A 13416-nucleotide genomic window follows, 5' to 3' on the forward strand; every position below is an offset into this window, starting at 1 on the left:
GGATATGAAATGCCAGTAATTACTCTTCCTGATGGCAGCCAGCGCAGCTTTGACCGTCCGGTCAGCGTGATGGATATTGCGTTGGATATTGGACCGGGTTTGGCGAAAGCCTGCATCGCGGGTCGCGTGAATGGCGAATTGGTTGATGCGGTTGATCCGATCACCGAGGACGCTCAGGTCGCGATTATTACCGCTAAAGACGACGCCGGTTTAGAAATCATTCGTCACTCTTGCGCGCACCTGTTAGGGCATGCGATTAAGCAGCTGTGGCCAAACACCAAAATGGCGATCGGCCCGGTGATTGATAACGGTTTCTATTATGACGTTGACCTGGAACATACCTTAACCCAGGAAGATCTTGAGCTGCTGGAAAAGCGTATGCACCAGCTGGCTGAAACCAACTACGATGTGGTGAAGAAAAAGGTGAGCTGGCAGGAAGCACGTGACGTGTTTGCTGAGCGTGGCGAAAGCTATAAAACCACCATTCTTGACGAGAACATCAGCCACGACGATCGTCCTGGCCTGTATCAACATGAAGAATACATCGACATGTGCCGCGGTCCGCACGTGCCGAATATGCGTTTCTGCCATCACTTCAAACTGCAGAAAATCTCCGGGGCTTACTGGCGCGGCAACAGCGACAACAAAATGCTGCAGCGTATTTACGGTACGGCCTGGGCGGATAAAAAGCAGCTGGCTGCCTATCTGCAGCGTCTGGAAGAAGCGGCGAAGCGCGATCACCGTAAAATCGGTAAGCAGCTTGATCTCTACCACATGCAGGAAGAAGCACCGGGCATGGTGTTCTGGCACAATGACGGCTGGACCATCTTCCGCGAGCTGGAAGTGTTTGTGCGTACCAAGCTGAAAGAGTACGACTATCAGGAAGTGAAAGGTCCGTTCATGATGGACCGCGTGCTGTGGGAGAAAACCGGGCACTGGGAGAACTATAAAGAAGCCATGTTCACCACCTCTTCAGAGAACCGTGAATATTGCATCAAGCCGATGAACTGCCCAGGCCACGTTCAGATCTTTAATCAGGGTCTGAAATCCTACCGCGACCTGCCGCTGCGTATGGCGGAGTTTGGTAGCTGCCATCGTAACGAGCCATCAGGTGCCTTGCATGGTCTGATGCGCGTGCGCGGCTTTACCCAGGATGATGCTCACGTCTTCTGTACCGAAGATCAGGTACGTGATGAGGTGAACAGCTGTATCCGCATGGTATACGACATGTACAGCACCTTCGGTTTTGAAAAAATCGTGGTGAAGCTGTCGACCCGTCCGGAAAAACGTATCGGTACCGACGAAATGTGGGATCGTGCGGAAGTGGATTTGGCAGAAGCGCTGAAAGAGAATGATATTCCATTCGAATATCAGCCGGGAGAAGGTGCCTTCTACGGCCCTAAAATTGAGTTTACCCTGTACGATTGTCTCGACCGCGCCTGGCAGTGTGGTACCGTTCAGCTAGACTTCTCCCTGCCGAAGCGTCTGGACGCGACTTTTGTCGGCGAAAACAACGACCGCCAGACACCGGTAATGATCCATCGCGCAATTCTCGGTTCAATGGAGCGCTTTATCGGCATCCTGACCGAAGAATTCGCTGGATTCTTCCCGAGTTGGCTGGCGCCGGTGCAGGCTGTGGTGATGAATATCACCGACAGTCAGTCAGAATACGTCAGTGAATTGACGAAGAAATTGCAGAATGCTGGCATTCGTGTCAAAGCAGACTTGAGAAACGAGAAGATAGGCTTTAAAATCCGCGAGCACACATTACGTCGCGTCCCTTATATGCTGGTTTGCGGTGACAAAGAGGTGGAAGCAGGCAAAGTTGCCGTGCGCACCCGCCGTGGTAAAGACCTTGGGAGCATGGACGTAGATGTGTTTGTTGAGAAGCTGCAACAAGAGATTCGCAGCCGACATCTTCACCAATTAGAGGAAACAGGTTATTAAAGGCGGAAAACGAGTACAACCAACACGTCCGAACCGTATCAACGGCGAAATCCGTGCCACCGAAGTGCGCTTAACTGGCGTAGACGGCGAGCAACTTGGCATTGTCACCCTGCGTGAAGCCATTGAGAAAGCTGAAGAAGCCGGCGTAGATTTAGTTGAAATCAGCCCGAACGCCGAACCGCCGGTTTGCCGTATCATGGATTACGGCAAGTTCCTTTATGAAAAAAGCAAGTCTTCTAAGGAACAGAAGAAGAAGCAGAAAGTTATCCAGGTTAAGGAAATCAAATTCCGTCCTGGTACCGATGATGGCGACTATCAGGTCAAACTACGCAACCTGATTCGCTTTCTGGAAGAGGGTGATAAAGCCAAAATCACGCTGCGTTTCCGCGGTCGTGAGATGGCGCACCAGCAGATCGGTATGGAAGTGCTTAACCGCGTCCGTAAAGATCTGTGTGAAGACATGGATCTGGCGATTGTCGAATCCTTCCCTTCGAAGATCGAAGGTCGTCAGATGATCATGGTGCTCGCTCCTAAGAAGAAACAGTAGGCCTTCAAGTAATAAAGCCGCGCAGCGCTTGCGTTGTGCGGATTTTTATTCGCCTGTCTGATTCATTTTATTAACAATGCGAAGTGGATATTTGTAAAAATGCCAAAGATTAAAACTGTACGTGGCGCCGCTAAGCGCTTCAAGAAGACCGCTTCTGGCGGCTTCAAGCGTAAGCACGCGAACCTGCGTCATATTCTGACTAAAAAGTCTACTAAGCGTAAACGTCACCTGCGTCCGAAAGGCATGGTGTCTAAAGGCGATCTGGGTCTGGTTATTGCCTGCCTGCCGTACGCATAAGTAAATTTTTTTTAGTTTAATTCCCCGAAAGATTTCGGGTTGCAGCAAGGCGGAAACTGAATGAATCCCTGAACTTACATCAGTAAGTGACTGGGATGAATGAAGACAGCCACCGCCGCTGCGGCACGAAAGATGAAGGGAAATCACAGAATATGATATAGGAGAGCTCACATGGCTCGCGTTAAACGTGGTGTAATTGCTCGCGCACGTCACAAGAAAATCTTAAAACAAGCTAAAGGCTACTATGGTGCACGTTCACGTGTATACCGCGTTGCCTTCCAGGCTGTTATCAAAGCTGGTCAGTATGCTTACCGTGACCGTCGTCAACGTAAGCGTCAGTTCCGTCAACTGTGGATCGCGCGTATCAACGCTGCGGCTCGTCAGAACGGTATCTCTTACAGCCGTTTCATCAATGGCCTGAAAAAAGCCTCTATTGAAATCGACCGTAAGATTCTGGCTGACATCGCTGTATTCGACAAAGTGACATTTACTGCACTTGTTGAAAAAGCAAAATCAGCTCTGGCGTAAGTCAGTTGAAAAAGGGAGCTTGCTCCCTTTTTTATTACCCGCAACTCACGCAAAAGATTGACATTTTGGCCGCTGCGCATTTCAATAGTGCGGTTTCTAAATATGACAAGGTAACGCAAGCATGAATGCTGCTATTTTCCGTTTCTTTTTTTACTTTAGCGCCTGAACATCAGGGGCTTTTGCGCATAAGAAAAGAAACGAAAAATCGCGCTGAAAGCCTCCCTCGTGGAGGCTTTTTTGTTTCTGGCGACACTTAATCGGATCATCTGATCCCAACGAGAACTGACCAGCCCGGCTGGAAGAAGAGGAAATCATGTCCCAACTCGCAGACCTGGTGGCTCGTGCCACGGCCGCCATCGACGAGGCGGCGGATATCGCTGCTCTGGACGCCGTGCGCGTCGAATTTCTGGGTAAGAAAGGGCATCTGACGCTGCAAATGACCACCCTGCGTGAACTGCCGGCAGAAGAGCGCCCGGCTGCGGGTGCGGTCATCAACGAGGCCAAACAGCAAGTGCAGGACCGCCTTACCGCGCGCAAAGAGACGCTGGAGAGTGCGGAGCTGAATGCGCGTCTGGCTGCGGAAACCATCGACGTGTCGCTGCCTGGCCGCCGCGTTGAGAATGGTGGCTTGCATCCGGTGACCCGCACTATCGATCGTATCGAAACCTTCTTCGGCGAACTGGGTTTCGCGGTGGTAACAGGTCCGGAAATTGAAGACGATTACCACAACTTTGATGCGCTGAACATTCCCGGCCATCACCCGGCGCGTGCCGATCACGACACGTTCTGGTTTGATGCCACGCGTCTGCTGCGCACCCAAACTTCAGGCGTGCAGATCCGTACCATGAAAAACCAGCACCCGCCAATCCGCATCATCGCGCCAGGCCGTGTTTATCGGAACGATTACGATCAGACGCACACGCCAATGTTCCACCAGATGGAAGGTTTGATTGTCGATAAAGACATCAGCTTTACCAACCTGAAAGGCACACTGCACGATTTCCTGAACAATTTCTTCGAAGAGAATCTGCAAATTCGCTTCCGTCCTTCTTACTTCCCGTTCACCGAACCGTCCGCAGAAGTGGACGTGATGGGTAAAAACGGCAAGTGGTTGGAAGTGCTGGGTTGCGGCATGGTGCACCCGAACGTATTGCGCAATGTTGGCATCGATCCGGAAATTTATTCGGGCTTTGCGTTTGGCATGGGCATGGAGCGTCTCACCATGCTGCGCTACGGTGTGACCGATCTGCGCGCCTTCTTCGAAAATGATTTACGTTTCCTCAAACAATTTAAATAAGGGCAGGTTATCCAATGAAATTCAGTGAACTCTGGTTACGCGAATGGGTAAATCCAGCCCTGGACAGCGCTGCGCTGTCTGAGCAAATCACCATGGCCGGCCTTGAAGTGGACGGCGTGGATCCGGTTGCCGGTGCGTTCCACGGTGTTGTGGTGGGTGAAGTGGTTGAGTGCGGCCAGCATCCGAACGCCGACAAACTGCGCGTCACCAAAATCAACGTCGGTGGCGAGCGCCTGTTGGATATCGTCTGCGGCGCGCCAAACTGCCGTCAGGGCCTGAAAGTGGCGGTGGCGACCGTTGGCGCTGTGCTGCCGGGCGATTTCAAAATCAAAGCAGCAAAACTGCGTGGCGAGCCGTCTGAAGGCATGCTGTGCTCCTTCTCTGAGCTGGGTATTTCCGACGATCACAACGGCATCATCGAGCTACCAGCCGATGCGCCAATTGGCACCGATATCCGCAGTTATCTGCAGCTGGATGACAACACCATTGAAATCAGCGTCACGCCAAACCGCGCCGATTGTCTGGGCATCATCGGGATTGCGCGTGATGTAGCAGTATTGAACGGTTTGCCGCTGACGGCACCCGCAATTGAGCCGGTAAAAGCCACCATCAACGATACCTTCCCGATTCGTGTTGATGCCACCGCCGCGTGCCCGCGCTACCTTGGCCGCGTGGTGAAAGGTGTCAACGTTAAAGCCGCTACGCCATTGTGGATGCGTGAGAAGCTACGTCGTTGCGGTATTCGCTCAATCGATCCGGTGGTCGATATCACCAACTTTGTACTGCTGGAGCTTGGTCAGCCGATGCATGCCTTCGATCTCGACCGCATCGACGGCGGCATCGTGGTGCGTATGGCAGAAGAGGGCGAAGTGCTGACGCTGCTGGATGGTACCGAAGCTAAACTCAGCAGCGACACGCTGGTGATTGCCGATCACCACAAAGCGCTGGCGATGGGCGGCATCTTTGGTGGCGAGCATTCCGGTGTCAATGAAGAGACGCAAAATGTGCTGTTCGAATGCGCCTACTTTGATCCGCTGGCGATCACCGGCCGCGCTCGCCGTCAGGGCCTGCATACCGACGCGTCACATCGTTACGAGCGTGGCGTCGATCCAGCGTTGCAGCACAAAGCGATTGAACGCGCGACGCAACTGTTGCTCGACATCTGTGGCGGCGAAGCGGGCCCGGTCATTGACCAAACTGACGCGAGCGCGCTGCCGCCACGCGCCACCATCACGCTGCGCCGTGAAAAGCTCGATCGTTTGATTGGCCATGTCATTGCTGACGAACAGGTTACTGACATCCTGACGCGTTTGGGTTGCGAAGTGAAAGTGAGTGCAGGAGAGTGGCAAGCCGTTGCGCCAAGCTGGCGTTTCGATATGGCTATCGAAGAAGATCTGGTCGAAGAAGTGGCGCGCGTTTACGGCTATAACAACATCCCTGATGTGCCGGTGAAAGCCAGCCTGATCATGACGCAGCATCGTGAAGCCGACCTGTCGCTGAAGCGTGCGAAAAATCTGTTGGTAGATAAAGGTTATCAGGAAGCGATTACCTACAGCTTCGTTGATCCCAAACTGCAGCAGTTGCTGCATCCGGGCGAAGAGGCGCTGATCCTGCCCAGCCCAATCTCCAGCGATATGTCGGCAATGCGCCTGTCGCTGTGGACCGGTTTGCTGGGCGCGGTGGTGTATAACCAAAACCGTCAGCAGGGCCGCGTACGCCTGTTTGAAAGCGGTTTACGCTTTGTTCCTGATACACAGGCCGATCTGGGTATCCGCCAGGATCTTATGCTGGCCGGCGTTTTAAGCGGCAATCGCTATGAAGAGCATTGGGATCTGGCGCGTCAGACGGTTGACTTCTATGATTTGAAAGGCGATTTAGAATCGCTGCTGGATTTGACCGGTAAACTTGATGAGATTTCCTTCCGTGCGGAAGCCAATCCGGCGCTGCATCCAGGACAAAGCGCCGCAATTTATTTACGCGGCGAACGAATCGGATTTATCGGGGTGGTTCATCCAGAGCTGGAACGTAAGCTGGATCTGAATGGTCGCACCTTAGTGTTTGAACTGCTTTGGAATAAGGTCGCAGACCGCGTCCTGCCTGATGCGCGCGAGATTTCTCGCTTCCCGGCAAACCGTCGTGATATCGCCGTTGTGGTGGCTGAAAATGTGCCTGCAGCAGATATCATTGCGGAGTGTAAGAAAGTTGGCGTAAATCAGGTAGTTGGCGTAAACTTGTTTGACGTGTACCGTGGTAAGGGCGTAAACGAAGGTGAAAAGAGCCTAGCGATTAGCCTGATTTTGCAGGATACCAGCCGGACACTCGAAGAAGAGGAGATTGCCGCGACCGTTGCCAAATGCGTTGCGGCATTAAAAGAGCGATTCCAGGCAACCTTGAGGGATTGAACCTATGGCGCTTACAAAAGCTGAAATGTCAGAGTACCTGTTTGAAAAACTCGGGTTGAGCAAACGCGATGCCAAAGAGTTGGTAGAACTTTTTTTTGAAGAGGTTCGCCGCGCGTTGGAAAACGGAGAACAGGTAAAACTGTCCGGATTTGGTAATTTTGATCTGCGTGACAAAAACCAGCGTCCGGGCCGTAACCCGAAGACGGGGGAAGATATTCCTATCACCGCGCGCCGAGTGGTGACATTCCGTCCGGGACAGAAGTTGAAAAGTCGCGTCGAGAACGCGACACCCAAGGATGCTGACTAATTTCAGTACGACAAAAAGGCCGCTTAGCGGCCTTTTTTTTTGTCTTAAATCTGGCCGCTCCTCACGATTTATTCACGATGTAAGGATTTAGTAAGTATCCGGAAAATAAGGCGAAAATCGGTCCTCACCGATAGTGACGGCATCAACACTTTTGTTATAACAGCGCCATCACAGAGCAAAAGGTCTGAATAATGAAAAAGACAGCAATTTTATTAAGTGTCTTGTTAGGCATGCCGCTGCTGGCTAGCGCCAATGTTTCCGTCAGCATCAACACGCCGGGCGTTTCGGTGCATATCGGCGATCAGGATAAACGTGGCTACTATTGGGATGGCTACGACTGGCGCGCGCCAACGTGGTGGAAACAGCACCACAACCAGCGCATTGGCATCAAAGGTCCGCACGGTTATTGGAACGGTAACGGCTGGCAGGCGCAGCATCCGGGTAATGGACCGCACCGCGACGACAAACGTCAGCCGCAACCGCAGCATCACGACCAGCGTGACAATCAGCAGAAGCGTGATAATCACGGTCAGCCGCTCCCTCCGCATCAGTAAGGCTTCTCCAGCGGCGCCTCCACAGCGCCGCTTTCTTTTTGCTGTAATCCCACTACAATCAATTCTCTGTTTTCTCAGCCAATCTTATCTATGACTCTGCTGGATCAGCTTGCTTCCCAGGCAAATCGCCGCAGCCAGCGCTGGCTCATCGCACTCATTGCGCTGCTATTGCTGCTCATCGGGCTTAGCCTGTGCGCCGGCGACAGCTGGATCTCCCCCACACAATGGTTTTCGGCGGAAGGCGATCTGTTCGTCTGGCAGCTGCGCATGCCGCGCACGCTGGCGGTGCTGCTGGTGGGTGCGGCGCTGGCGGTGTGCGGCGTGGTAATGCAGGCGCTGTTCAACAATCCGCTGGCGGAACCCGGCTTACTTGGCGTGTCTAATGGGGCGGGGATTGGTCTGGTATTAGGCGTGATGCTCGGTAACGGTTCGCTATGGAGCTTAGCGCTGGCGGCCATGGCCGGTGCGCTGCTGATCACGCTGATGCTGCTGCACTTCGCTCACAAACAACTCTCAGTGAGCCGCTTACTGCTGACCGGCGTAGCGCTTGGCATTATCTGTAGCGCCATCATGACGTGGGCAGTGTACTTTAGCACCAGCCTCGATCTGCGTCAGCTGATGTACTGGATGATGGGCGGCTTTAGCGGCATCGACTGGCGCTATGGCTGGATGATGTTGGCGCTGCTGCCGGTAACGCTGCTGCTGATCGCCACCGCACGCACGTTGAATTTGCTGGCGCTGGGCGAAACCTCGGCACGTCAGCTCGGATTACCGCTGCTGCTGTGGCGCAACCTGCTGGTGCTGGCGATGGGCTGGCTGGTGGGCGTGAGCGTAGCGATGGCGGGTGCGATCGGTTTTATTGGTCTGGTTATCCCGCATCTATTGCGTCTCAGCGGTTTTAGCGATCATCGTTATTTGTTGCCTGCGGCGGCGTTAGCCGGTGCCGCAGTGCTGCTTGGCGCGGATATTATTGCGCGGCTGGTGTTAACCTCTGCCGAACTGCCGATTGGCGTGGTAACGGCCACGCTCGGCGCGCCGCTATTTATCATGTTATTAGTGAAGTCTTCGCGCTAGCTTTGGCTGGCAACGTGTTATCAACAACAGGAATCGACTATGAGCATTTATCAGACAGAACTGGTTACGCTGGACGGTGAAAAAACCACGCTGGCGGCCTATGAGGGCAAGGTGCTACTGGTAGTCAATGTGGCATCCAAATGTGGCCTGACGGCGCAGTATGAGCAGTTAGAATCGCTGCAGAAAGCCTGGCAGGATAAGCCGTTCAGCGTGCTTGGCTTCCCATGCAATCAGTTCCTCGAGCAAGAGCCGGGCAGTAACGAAGAGATCAAAACCTTTTGCAGCACCACTTACGGCGTCACTTTCCCGATGTTCGATAAAACCGATGTCAACGGCGAGCATCGTCACCCTCTCTATGCGCAGCTGACGGCGGCGCAGCCGGTGGCGCAACGCCCGGAAGGCAGCGGTTTTCTCGAACGCATGGAGAGCAAAGGGCGCGCGCCGAAAGCGCCAGGCGATATCCTGTGGAACTTCGAAAAATTCCTTATTAATAAGCAGGGCAAAGTCATTGCGCGCTTCTCACCGGATATGACGCCAGACGATCCCATCATCCTGAAAAGTGTAGAGCAGGCGCTGGCCGAATAAATGCTATTGCAGTGTCAGGGAGTCAGCGTCACAGGGCGGCTGGCTCCCGTTGAACTTAGCGTTAACGCCGGTGAGTTAGTGCATCTGGTGGGGCCGAACGGCGCTGGCAAAAGTACCTTGCTCAACGCGCTGTCCGGTTTGTTGCCGAGTCAGGGCAGCATTCTGCTGGATGGCGCGCCGCTGTCCACGTTAAACGGTGCGGCATTGGCCCCGCTGCGCGGCTGGCTGCCGCAACAGCAGATGGCGCCGGGACAAATGCCGGTGTGGCATTACTTACGCATGCATGTCACCACACAAACGGCGGAAACAGACTGCGTCTTACAAGAGGTGCTCGCGCAGTTAGCGCTGCAGGACAAACTGACGCGCAGTCTTACGCAGCTTTCTGGTGGCGAATGGCAACGCGTGCGGTTGGCTGCCGTGGTGTTGCAGGTTCATCCGGCGATCAATCCACGCGGCAAACTGCTGCTACTGGATGAGCCGATGAGTGCACTCGACGTGGCGCAGCAACGTGCGGTCGATAAGCTGCTGGCCGAACTGTGTTACAGCGGTCTGGCGATTGTTGCCAGCGGGCACGACCTCAACCACAGCCTGCGCCATGCCGATCGCGTGTGGTTAATGCATCAAGGCACGGTTGTCCGTCAGGGCAGGGCCAGCGAGGTGCTGACCGCTGCGCATTTAGCCCCGCTTTACCAAACCCCGTTTGAACAAATTGATACCGCACAAGGTCCGCTGCTGTTTATTCCCTGACAGAGGATTGCGTGCCGTAGCGCTTTGCCGCTACAGTGTCTGCCGGACAAGGGAGAAAGGGAAAGGCGGATGCGGCTGACAATTTTGATTTTGGCACTGTTGCTGGCGGGCTGTAGCCATCATGCACCTCCGCCGAATGGCCGTTTGTCTGACTCTATCACCGTGATTGCCCAACTCAACGATCAGCTGAGCCGCTGGCGGGGAACGCCGTATCGCTATGGCGGATTAAGCCGCGGTGGCGTAGATTGTTCCGGCTTCGTCTATCTCACCTTCCGCGATAAATTCGATATGCAGCTGCCACGCTCGACCATTGATCAAACCGACATTGGTACGCGCATCGACAAGGGCGATCTGCTGCCTGGCGATCTGGTGTTCTTCAAAACCGGCAGCGGAGAAAACGGTTTGCACGTCGGTATTTACGATACCGACAACACCTTTATTCACGCCTCGACCAGCCAGGGTGTGATCCGCTCGTCGCTGGATAATGTTTACTGGCGTAAAGTATTTTGGCAGGCGCGTCGCATCTAAATAGCGTTGTTATCGCTTAATAAAGACGCGAAAAAAGAACGGGTATCTCCCCCTGAATTAAATCTGAATTCTGCCGATATTTAACTATCATTTAGAATGGCACTTTACCCGCCATCGATTTAATACTAATAATAAAGCTAAATTTATTTAATTGGTATGGACATTAACCCCGGCTTATTTGGCTTAAGTATTATTTGCGGTTTAAATCAGAGTAATAAGACCTAAAACGGCACCTCTTCAAACGTTTGGTCCTATTGCCTGGTGATATTCGTTGATATACGATGCGCCAATTGCCATTGCTTCTGGCTTGAAAAATGAAAGTCCATTTGTCTGCCGACTATCAGTCGGAAACCTGGTTTTATCCAGTTTACTCTCTGGCGGGCCAGCTGACTGCGGTCGAGCTGGTGACGCAATTTGTCCACGACAGCGCACCTATTACGCTGCCGCAGGATTTGCTGTTGCCGCAATTGGACGATGCGCAGCAATTACGTTTGCTGCAGAGCCAGCTTTCATTGCTGGAAAAGTACCGCGACTTTTTTGAGATTAATCAAATTACCGCGTTGGTACGTATTGATGATTCTATGGCCAATACACTTTTAGCCAGCGAATTTCTGTTAAGGAAATTCCGACAAATCCCTTTTATTGTTTTAGATATCAGCGAAACGTTTCCGCAATTATCTTTGGGTAAATCCCATCCATTGCTCGCAGCATTACAAAGTGAATTTCGTTTATCGCTTTCACAATTTGGCGCAGGAAAAGCACCGGCAACCGCGGTGTACGATAATCTGTTTAGCGTGCTAAAACTGGATAAAGCCTTTATTCACAACCTGGCCAAGCGCGCCTCGTTTACGCCTTTTATTCAGACAGTTATCAATAATTTTTCCGATTTTGCGGACCAGATCATTATTTGTGGTATTGACGATAACCACATGATGGAAAAGATGACCACGTTGAGTGGTGCGCAGCTACAGGGCAGCCTGTTCCCGGTGGTGAAAGCTGAACGTCTTGACGATCTCATCTATTCCGACCTGAATTTACACACGCCTTCGCAGCAGTAACCCTTTCGCCTGTCTTCCGCGCCGCGTCGGCGTTACACTCTCTGTTATCTTATAACTTATTGCGGGTGCCTGATTTAAGCGCACCTTCCGGAGTGTCGATGCAATTTACCAATAGCTGGCAGCAAGAATTACCCGGATTCTATACCGCGCTGGACCCAACGCCATTAGCGGGTGGGCGGCTGTTTTATCACAATGCGCCGCTGGCACAAGAGATGGGTTTAGATGATGCGCTGTTCGCCGGCAGCGGGCATGGCGTGTGGTCAGGACGCGAAATGCTGCCCGGCATGTCGCCGCTGGCGCAGGTTTATAGTGGCCATCAGTTTGGCGTCTGGGCCGGACAGCTGGGCGATGGGCGCGGCATTCTGCTGGGTGAACAGCAGCTGGCCAACGGTCGCAAGCTCGACTGGCACTTAAAAGGGGCCGGATTAACGCCCTATTCGCGCATGGGTGACGGTCGCGCGGTGATCCGCTCCAGCGTACGCGAATTCCTCGCGTCTGAAGCGCTGCACCATCTTGGCATTCCCACCACGCGCGCGCTGGCGTTAGCCATTGGCGATGAACCGGTGCTACGCGAAACCCAGGAACGCGGTGCGATGCTGATGCGCATTGCCGACAGCCATCTGCGTTTCGGTCATTTTGAGCATTTCTATTACGGCGGTGAACAAGACAAAGTGCGCCAGCTGGCGGATTACGCCATTCGCCATCACTGGCCGCAGCTCAAGGATGAAGCGGATCGTTACCTGCTGTGGTTCACCGATATCGTTAAACGCACGGCGAGCCTGATCGCCCATTGGCAGAGCGTTGGCTTTGCGCACGGCGTGATGAACACCGATAACATGTCGATTCTGGGCTTAACGCTGGATTACGGCCCTTACGGTTTCCTCGACGACTATCAGCCGGATTACATTTGCAATCACAGTGACTATCAGGGCCGCTACGCTTTCGAAAATCAGCCGATGATTGGCTTGTGGAACCTTAATCGCCTGGCGCATGCCTTGTCTGGCTTGATGACCACCGAGCAGCTTAAGCAGGCGCTGGGTCATTATGAAGGTGAACTGATGCGCGTTTGGGGGGAGAAAATGCGTGCCAAACTCGGCTTGCTGACGGCGGATGCCAATGACAACACGCTTCTGACTGGCTTGCTGTCGATGATGACGGCGGAACACAGTGATTACACGCTGACCTTCCGCATGCTGAGCGACACGCAGCAAGATGAAAGCCGTTCGCCGTTGCGTGATGAGTTTATCGATCGTGAGGCCTTTGATCGCTGGTACAGCGATTATCGCCAGCGTTTGTTGCAAGACCACGCCAGCGATGCGCAGCGTCAGGCGGTGATGAAAGCGGCGAATCCGGCGCTGGTGTTACGCAACTATCTGGCACAGCAGGTGATTGAAGAGGTCGAGAACGGCGAGACCACGGCGTTAGCGAAGCTGCATAGCGCGTTACAGCAACCGTTTAGCGATGCGGCCGTCAGCGCAGAGTTGCGCCAACGGCCACCTGAGTGGGGCAAAACGCTTGAAGTGAGTTGTTCCAGCTAGATCAGCA

15 protein-coding genes and 1 other annotated feature are annotated in these 13416 nt (G+C 53.5%); all 15 genes read left to right on the top strand.

Annotation, left to right across the window (positions count from 1 at the left end; genetic code table 11):
* The first annotated feature begins 9 nt into the window (after nucleotides 1-9).
* The 15 genes from thrS (at nucleotide 10) to FCN45_RS08625 (ending at nucleotide 13409) form a co-directional block, all read left to right on the top strand.
* Nucleotides 10-1947: a threonine--tRNA ligase gene (gene thrS / locus FCN45_RS08555; RefSeq protein WP_101764575.1), complete on the top strand. Its 1938-nt coding sequence runs from the start codon at nucleotides 10-12 to the stop codon at nucleotides 1945-1947.
* On the top strand, nucleotides 1943-2494 hold the full coding sequence (gene infC / locus FCN45_RS08560) for a translation initiation factor IF-3 (RefSeq protein ID WP_036621995.1): 552 nt from the start codon (nucleotides 1943-1945) through the stop codon (nucleotides 2492-2494). The genes thrS and infC overlap by 5 nt, the downstream gene beginning before the upstream one ends.
* Before the next feature lie 99 nt (nucleotides 2495-2593).
* The gene (gene rpmI, locus FCN45_RS08565; RefSeq protein WP_004157374.1) at nucleotides 2594-2791 is read left to right on the top strand and encodes a 50S ribosomal protein L35; all 198 of its coding nucleotides are present in this window, start codon (nucleotides 2594-2596) and stop codon (nucleotides 2789-2791) included.
* 171 nt (nucleotides 2792-2962) lie between these two features.
* Nucleotides 2963-3319 (top strand): 50S ribosomal protein L20, encoded by a 357-nt coding sequence (gene rplT, locus FCN45_RS08570; protein WP_007892678.1) that lies wholly within the window; start codon nucleotides 2963-2965, stop codon nucleotides 3317-3319.
* A gap of 116 nt (nucleotides 3320-3435) precedes the next feature.
* Nucleotides 3436-3561 (top strand) — a sequence feature (Phe leader region).
* Nucleotides 3441-3485, top strand: a complete 45-nt coding sequence (gene pheM, locus FCN45_RS08575) for a pheST operon leader peptide PheM (protein ID WP_106120997.1) — start codon at nucleotides 3441-3443, stop codon at nucleotides 3483-3485. Its footprint overlaps the feature before it by 45 nt.
* 71 nt (nucleotides 3562-3632) lie before the next feature.
* Nucleotides 3633-4616: a phenylalanine--tRNA ligase subunit alpha gene (gene pheS / locus FCN45_RS08580; RefSeq protein WP_137385662.1), complete on the top strand. Its 984-nt coding sequence runs from the start codon at nucleotides 3633-3635 to the stop codon at nucleotides 4614-4616.
* A gap of 14 nt (nucleotides 4617-4630) precedes the next feature.
* The gene (pheT, locus tag FCN45_RS08585; RefSeq protein ID WP_137385663.1) at nucleotides 4631-7018 is read left to right on the top strand and encodes a phenylalanine--tRNA ligase subunit beta; all 2388 of its coding nucleotides are present in this window, start codon (nucleotides 4631-4633) and stop codon (nucleotides 7016-7018) included.
* A gap of 4 nt (nucleotides 7019-7022) precedes the next feature.
* Nucleotides 7023-7325 (top strand): integration host factor subunit alpha, encoded by a 303-nt coding sequence (ihfA, locus tag FCN45_RS08590; protein ID WP_007892687.1) that lies wholly within the window; start codon nucleotides 7023-7025, stop codon nucleotides 7323-7325.
* Nucleotides 7326-7516: 191 nt separating this feature from the next.
* A complete protein-coding gene (locus FCN45_RS08595) occupies nucleotides 7517-7879 on the top strand; it encodes a DUF2502 domain-containing protein (RefSeq protein ID WP_137385664.1) in 363 nt (120 codons plus the stop codon).
* 90 nt (nucleotides 7880-7969) lie between these two features.
* Nucleotides 7970-8953: a vitamin B12 ABC transporter permease BtuC gene (btuC, locus tag FCN45_RS08600; protein ID WP_101764571.1), complete on the top strand. Its 984-nt coding sequence runs from the start codon at nucleotides 7970-7972 to the stop codon at nucleotides 8951-8953.
* A gap of 39 nt (nucleotides 8954-8992) precedes the next feature.
* Nucleotides 8993-9538, top strand: a complete 546-nt coding sequence (locus FCN45_RS08605; RefSeq protein ID WP_110866017.1) for a glutathione peroxidase — start codon at nucleotides 8993-8995, stop codon at nucleotides 9536-9538.
* On the top strand, nucleotides 9539-10285 hold the full coding sequence (gene btuD, locus FCN45_RS08610; protein WP_137385665.1) for a vitamin B12 ABC transporter ATP-binding protein BtuD: 747 nt from the start codon (nucleotides 9539-9541) through the stop codon (nucleotides 10283-10285).
* A gap of 69 nt (nucleotides 10286-10354) precedes the next feature.
* Nucleotides 10355-10813, top strand: coding sequence for an NlpC/P60 family protein (locus FCN45_RS08615; RefSeq protein WP_101764568.1), 459 nt, complete (start codon nucleotides 10355-10357; stop codon nucleotides 10811-10813).
* Nucleotides 10814-11127: 314 nt separating this feature from the next.
* On the top strand, nucleotides 11128-11871 hold the full coding sequence (locus FCN45_RS08620) for an EAL domain-containing protein (protein ID WP_101764567.1): 744 nt from the start codon (nucleotides 11128-11130) through the stop codon (nucleotides 11869-11871).
* Between the two features lie 98 nt (nucleotides 11872-11969).
* On the top strand, nucleotides 11970-13409 hold the full coding sequence (locus tag FCN45_RS08625) for a YdiU family protein (RefSeq protein WP_137385666.1): 1440 nt from the start codon (nucleotides 11970-11972) through the stop codon (nucleotides 13407-13409).
* Nucleotides 13410-13416 lie beyond the last annotated feature (7 nt).

Source organism: Pantoea sp. SO10 (assembly GCF_005281435.1).
GTDB classification, from domain to species: domain Bacteria; phylum Pseudomonadota; class Gammaproteobacteria; order Enterobacterales; family Enterobacteriaceae; genus Pantoea; species Pantoea leporis.

Excerpts from the sequence above, each read along its gene's own strand:
- FCN45_RS08595 (WP_137385664.1), top strand. The coding sequence starts at position 7,517 with ATGAAAAAGACAGCAATTTTATTAAGTGTCTTGTTAGGCATGCCGCTG.
- pheS (WP_137385662.1), top strand. The coding sequence starts at position 3,633 with ATGTCCCAACTCGCAGACCTGGTGGCTCGTGCCACGGCCGCCATCGAC.
- rpmI (WP_004157374.1), top strand. The coding sequence starts at position 2,594 with ATGCCAAAGATTAAAACTGTACGTGGCGCCGCTAAGCGCTTCAAGAAG.
- thrS (WP_101764575.1), top strand. The coding sequence starts at position 10 with ATGCCAGTAATTACTCTTCCTGATGGCAGCCAGCGCAGCTTTGACCGT.
- FCN45_RS08620 (WP_101764567.1), top strand. The coding sequence starts at position 11,128 with ATGAAAGTCCATTTGTCTGCCGACTATCAGTCGGAAACCTGGTTTTAT.
- btuD (WP_137385665.1), top strand. The coding sequence starts at position 9,539 with ATGCTATTGCAGTGTCAGGGAGTCAGCGTCACAGGGCGGCTGGCTCCC.
- btuC (WP_101764571.1), top strand. The coding sequence starts at position 7,970 with ATGACTCTGCTGGATCAGCTTGCTTCCCAGGCAAATCGCCGCAGCCAG.
- FCN45_RS08605 (WP_110866017.1), top strand. The coding sequence starts at position 8,993 with ATGAGCATTTATCAGACAGAACTGGTTACGCTGGACGGTGAAAAAACC.
- rplT (WP_007892678.1), top strand. The coding sequence starts at position 2,963 with ATGGCTCGCGTTAAACGTGGTGTAATTGCTCGCGCACGTCACAAGAAA.
- FCN45_RS08615 (WP_101764568.1), top strand. The coding sequence starts at position 10,355 with ATGCGGCTGACAATTTTGATTTTGGCACTGTTGCTGGCGGGCTGTAGC.
- FCN45_RS08625 (WP_137385666.1), top strand. The coding sequence starts at position 11,970 with ATGCAATTTACCAATAGCTGGCAGCAAGAATTACCCGGATTCTATACC.
- pheT (WP_137385663.1), top strand. The coding sequence starts at position 4,631 with ATGAAATTCAGTGAACTCTGGTTACGCGAATGGGTAAATCCAGCCCTG.
- ihfA (WP_007892687.1), top strand. The coding sequence starts at position 7,023 with ATGGCGCTTACAAAAGCTGAAATGTCAGAGTACCTGTTTGAAAAACTC.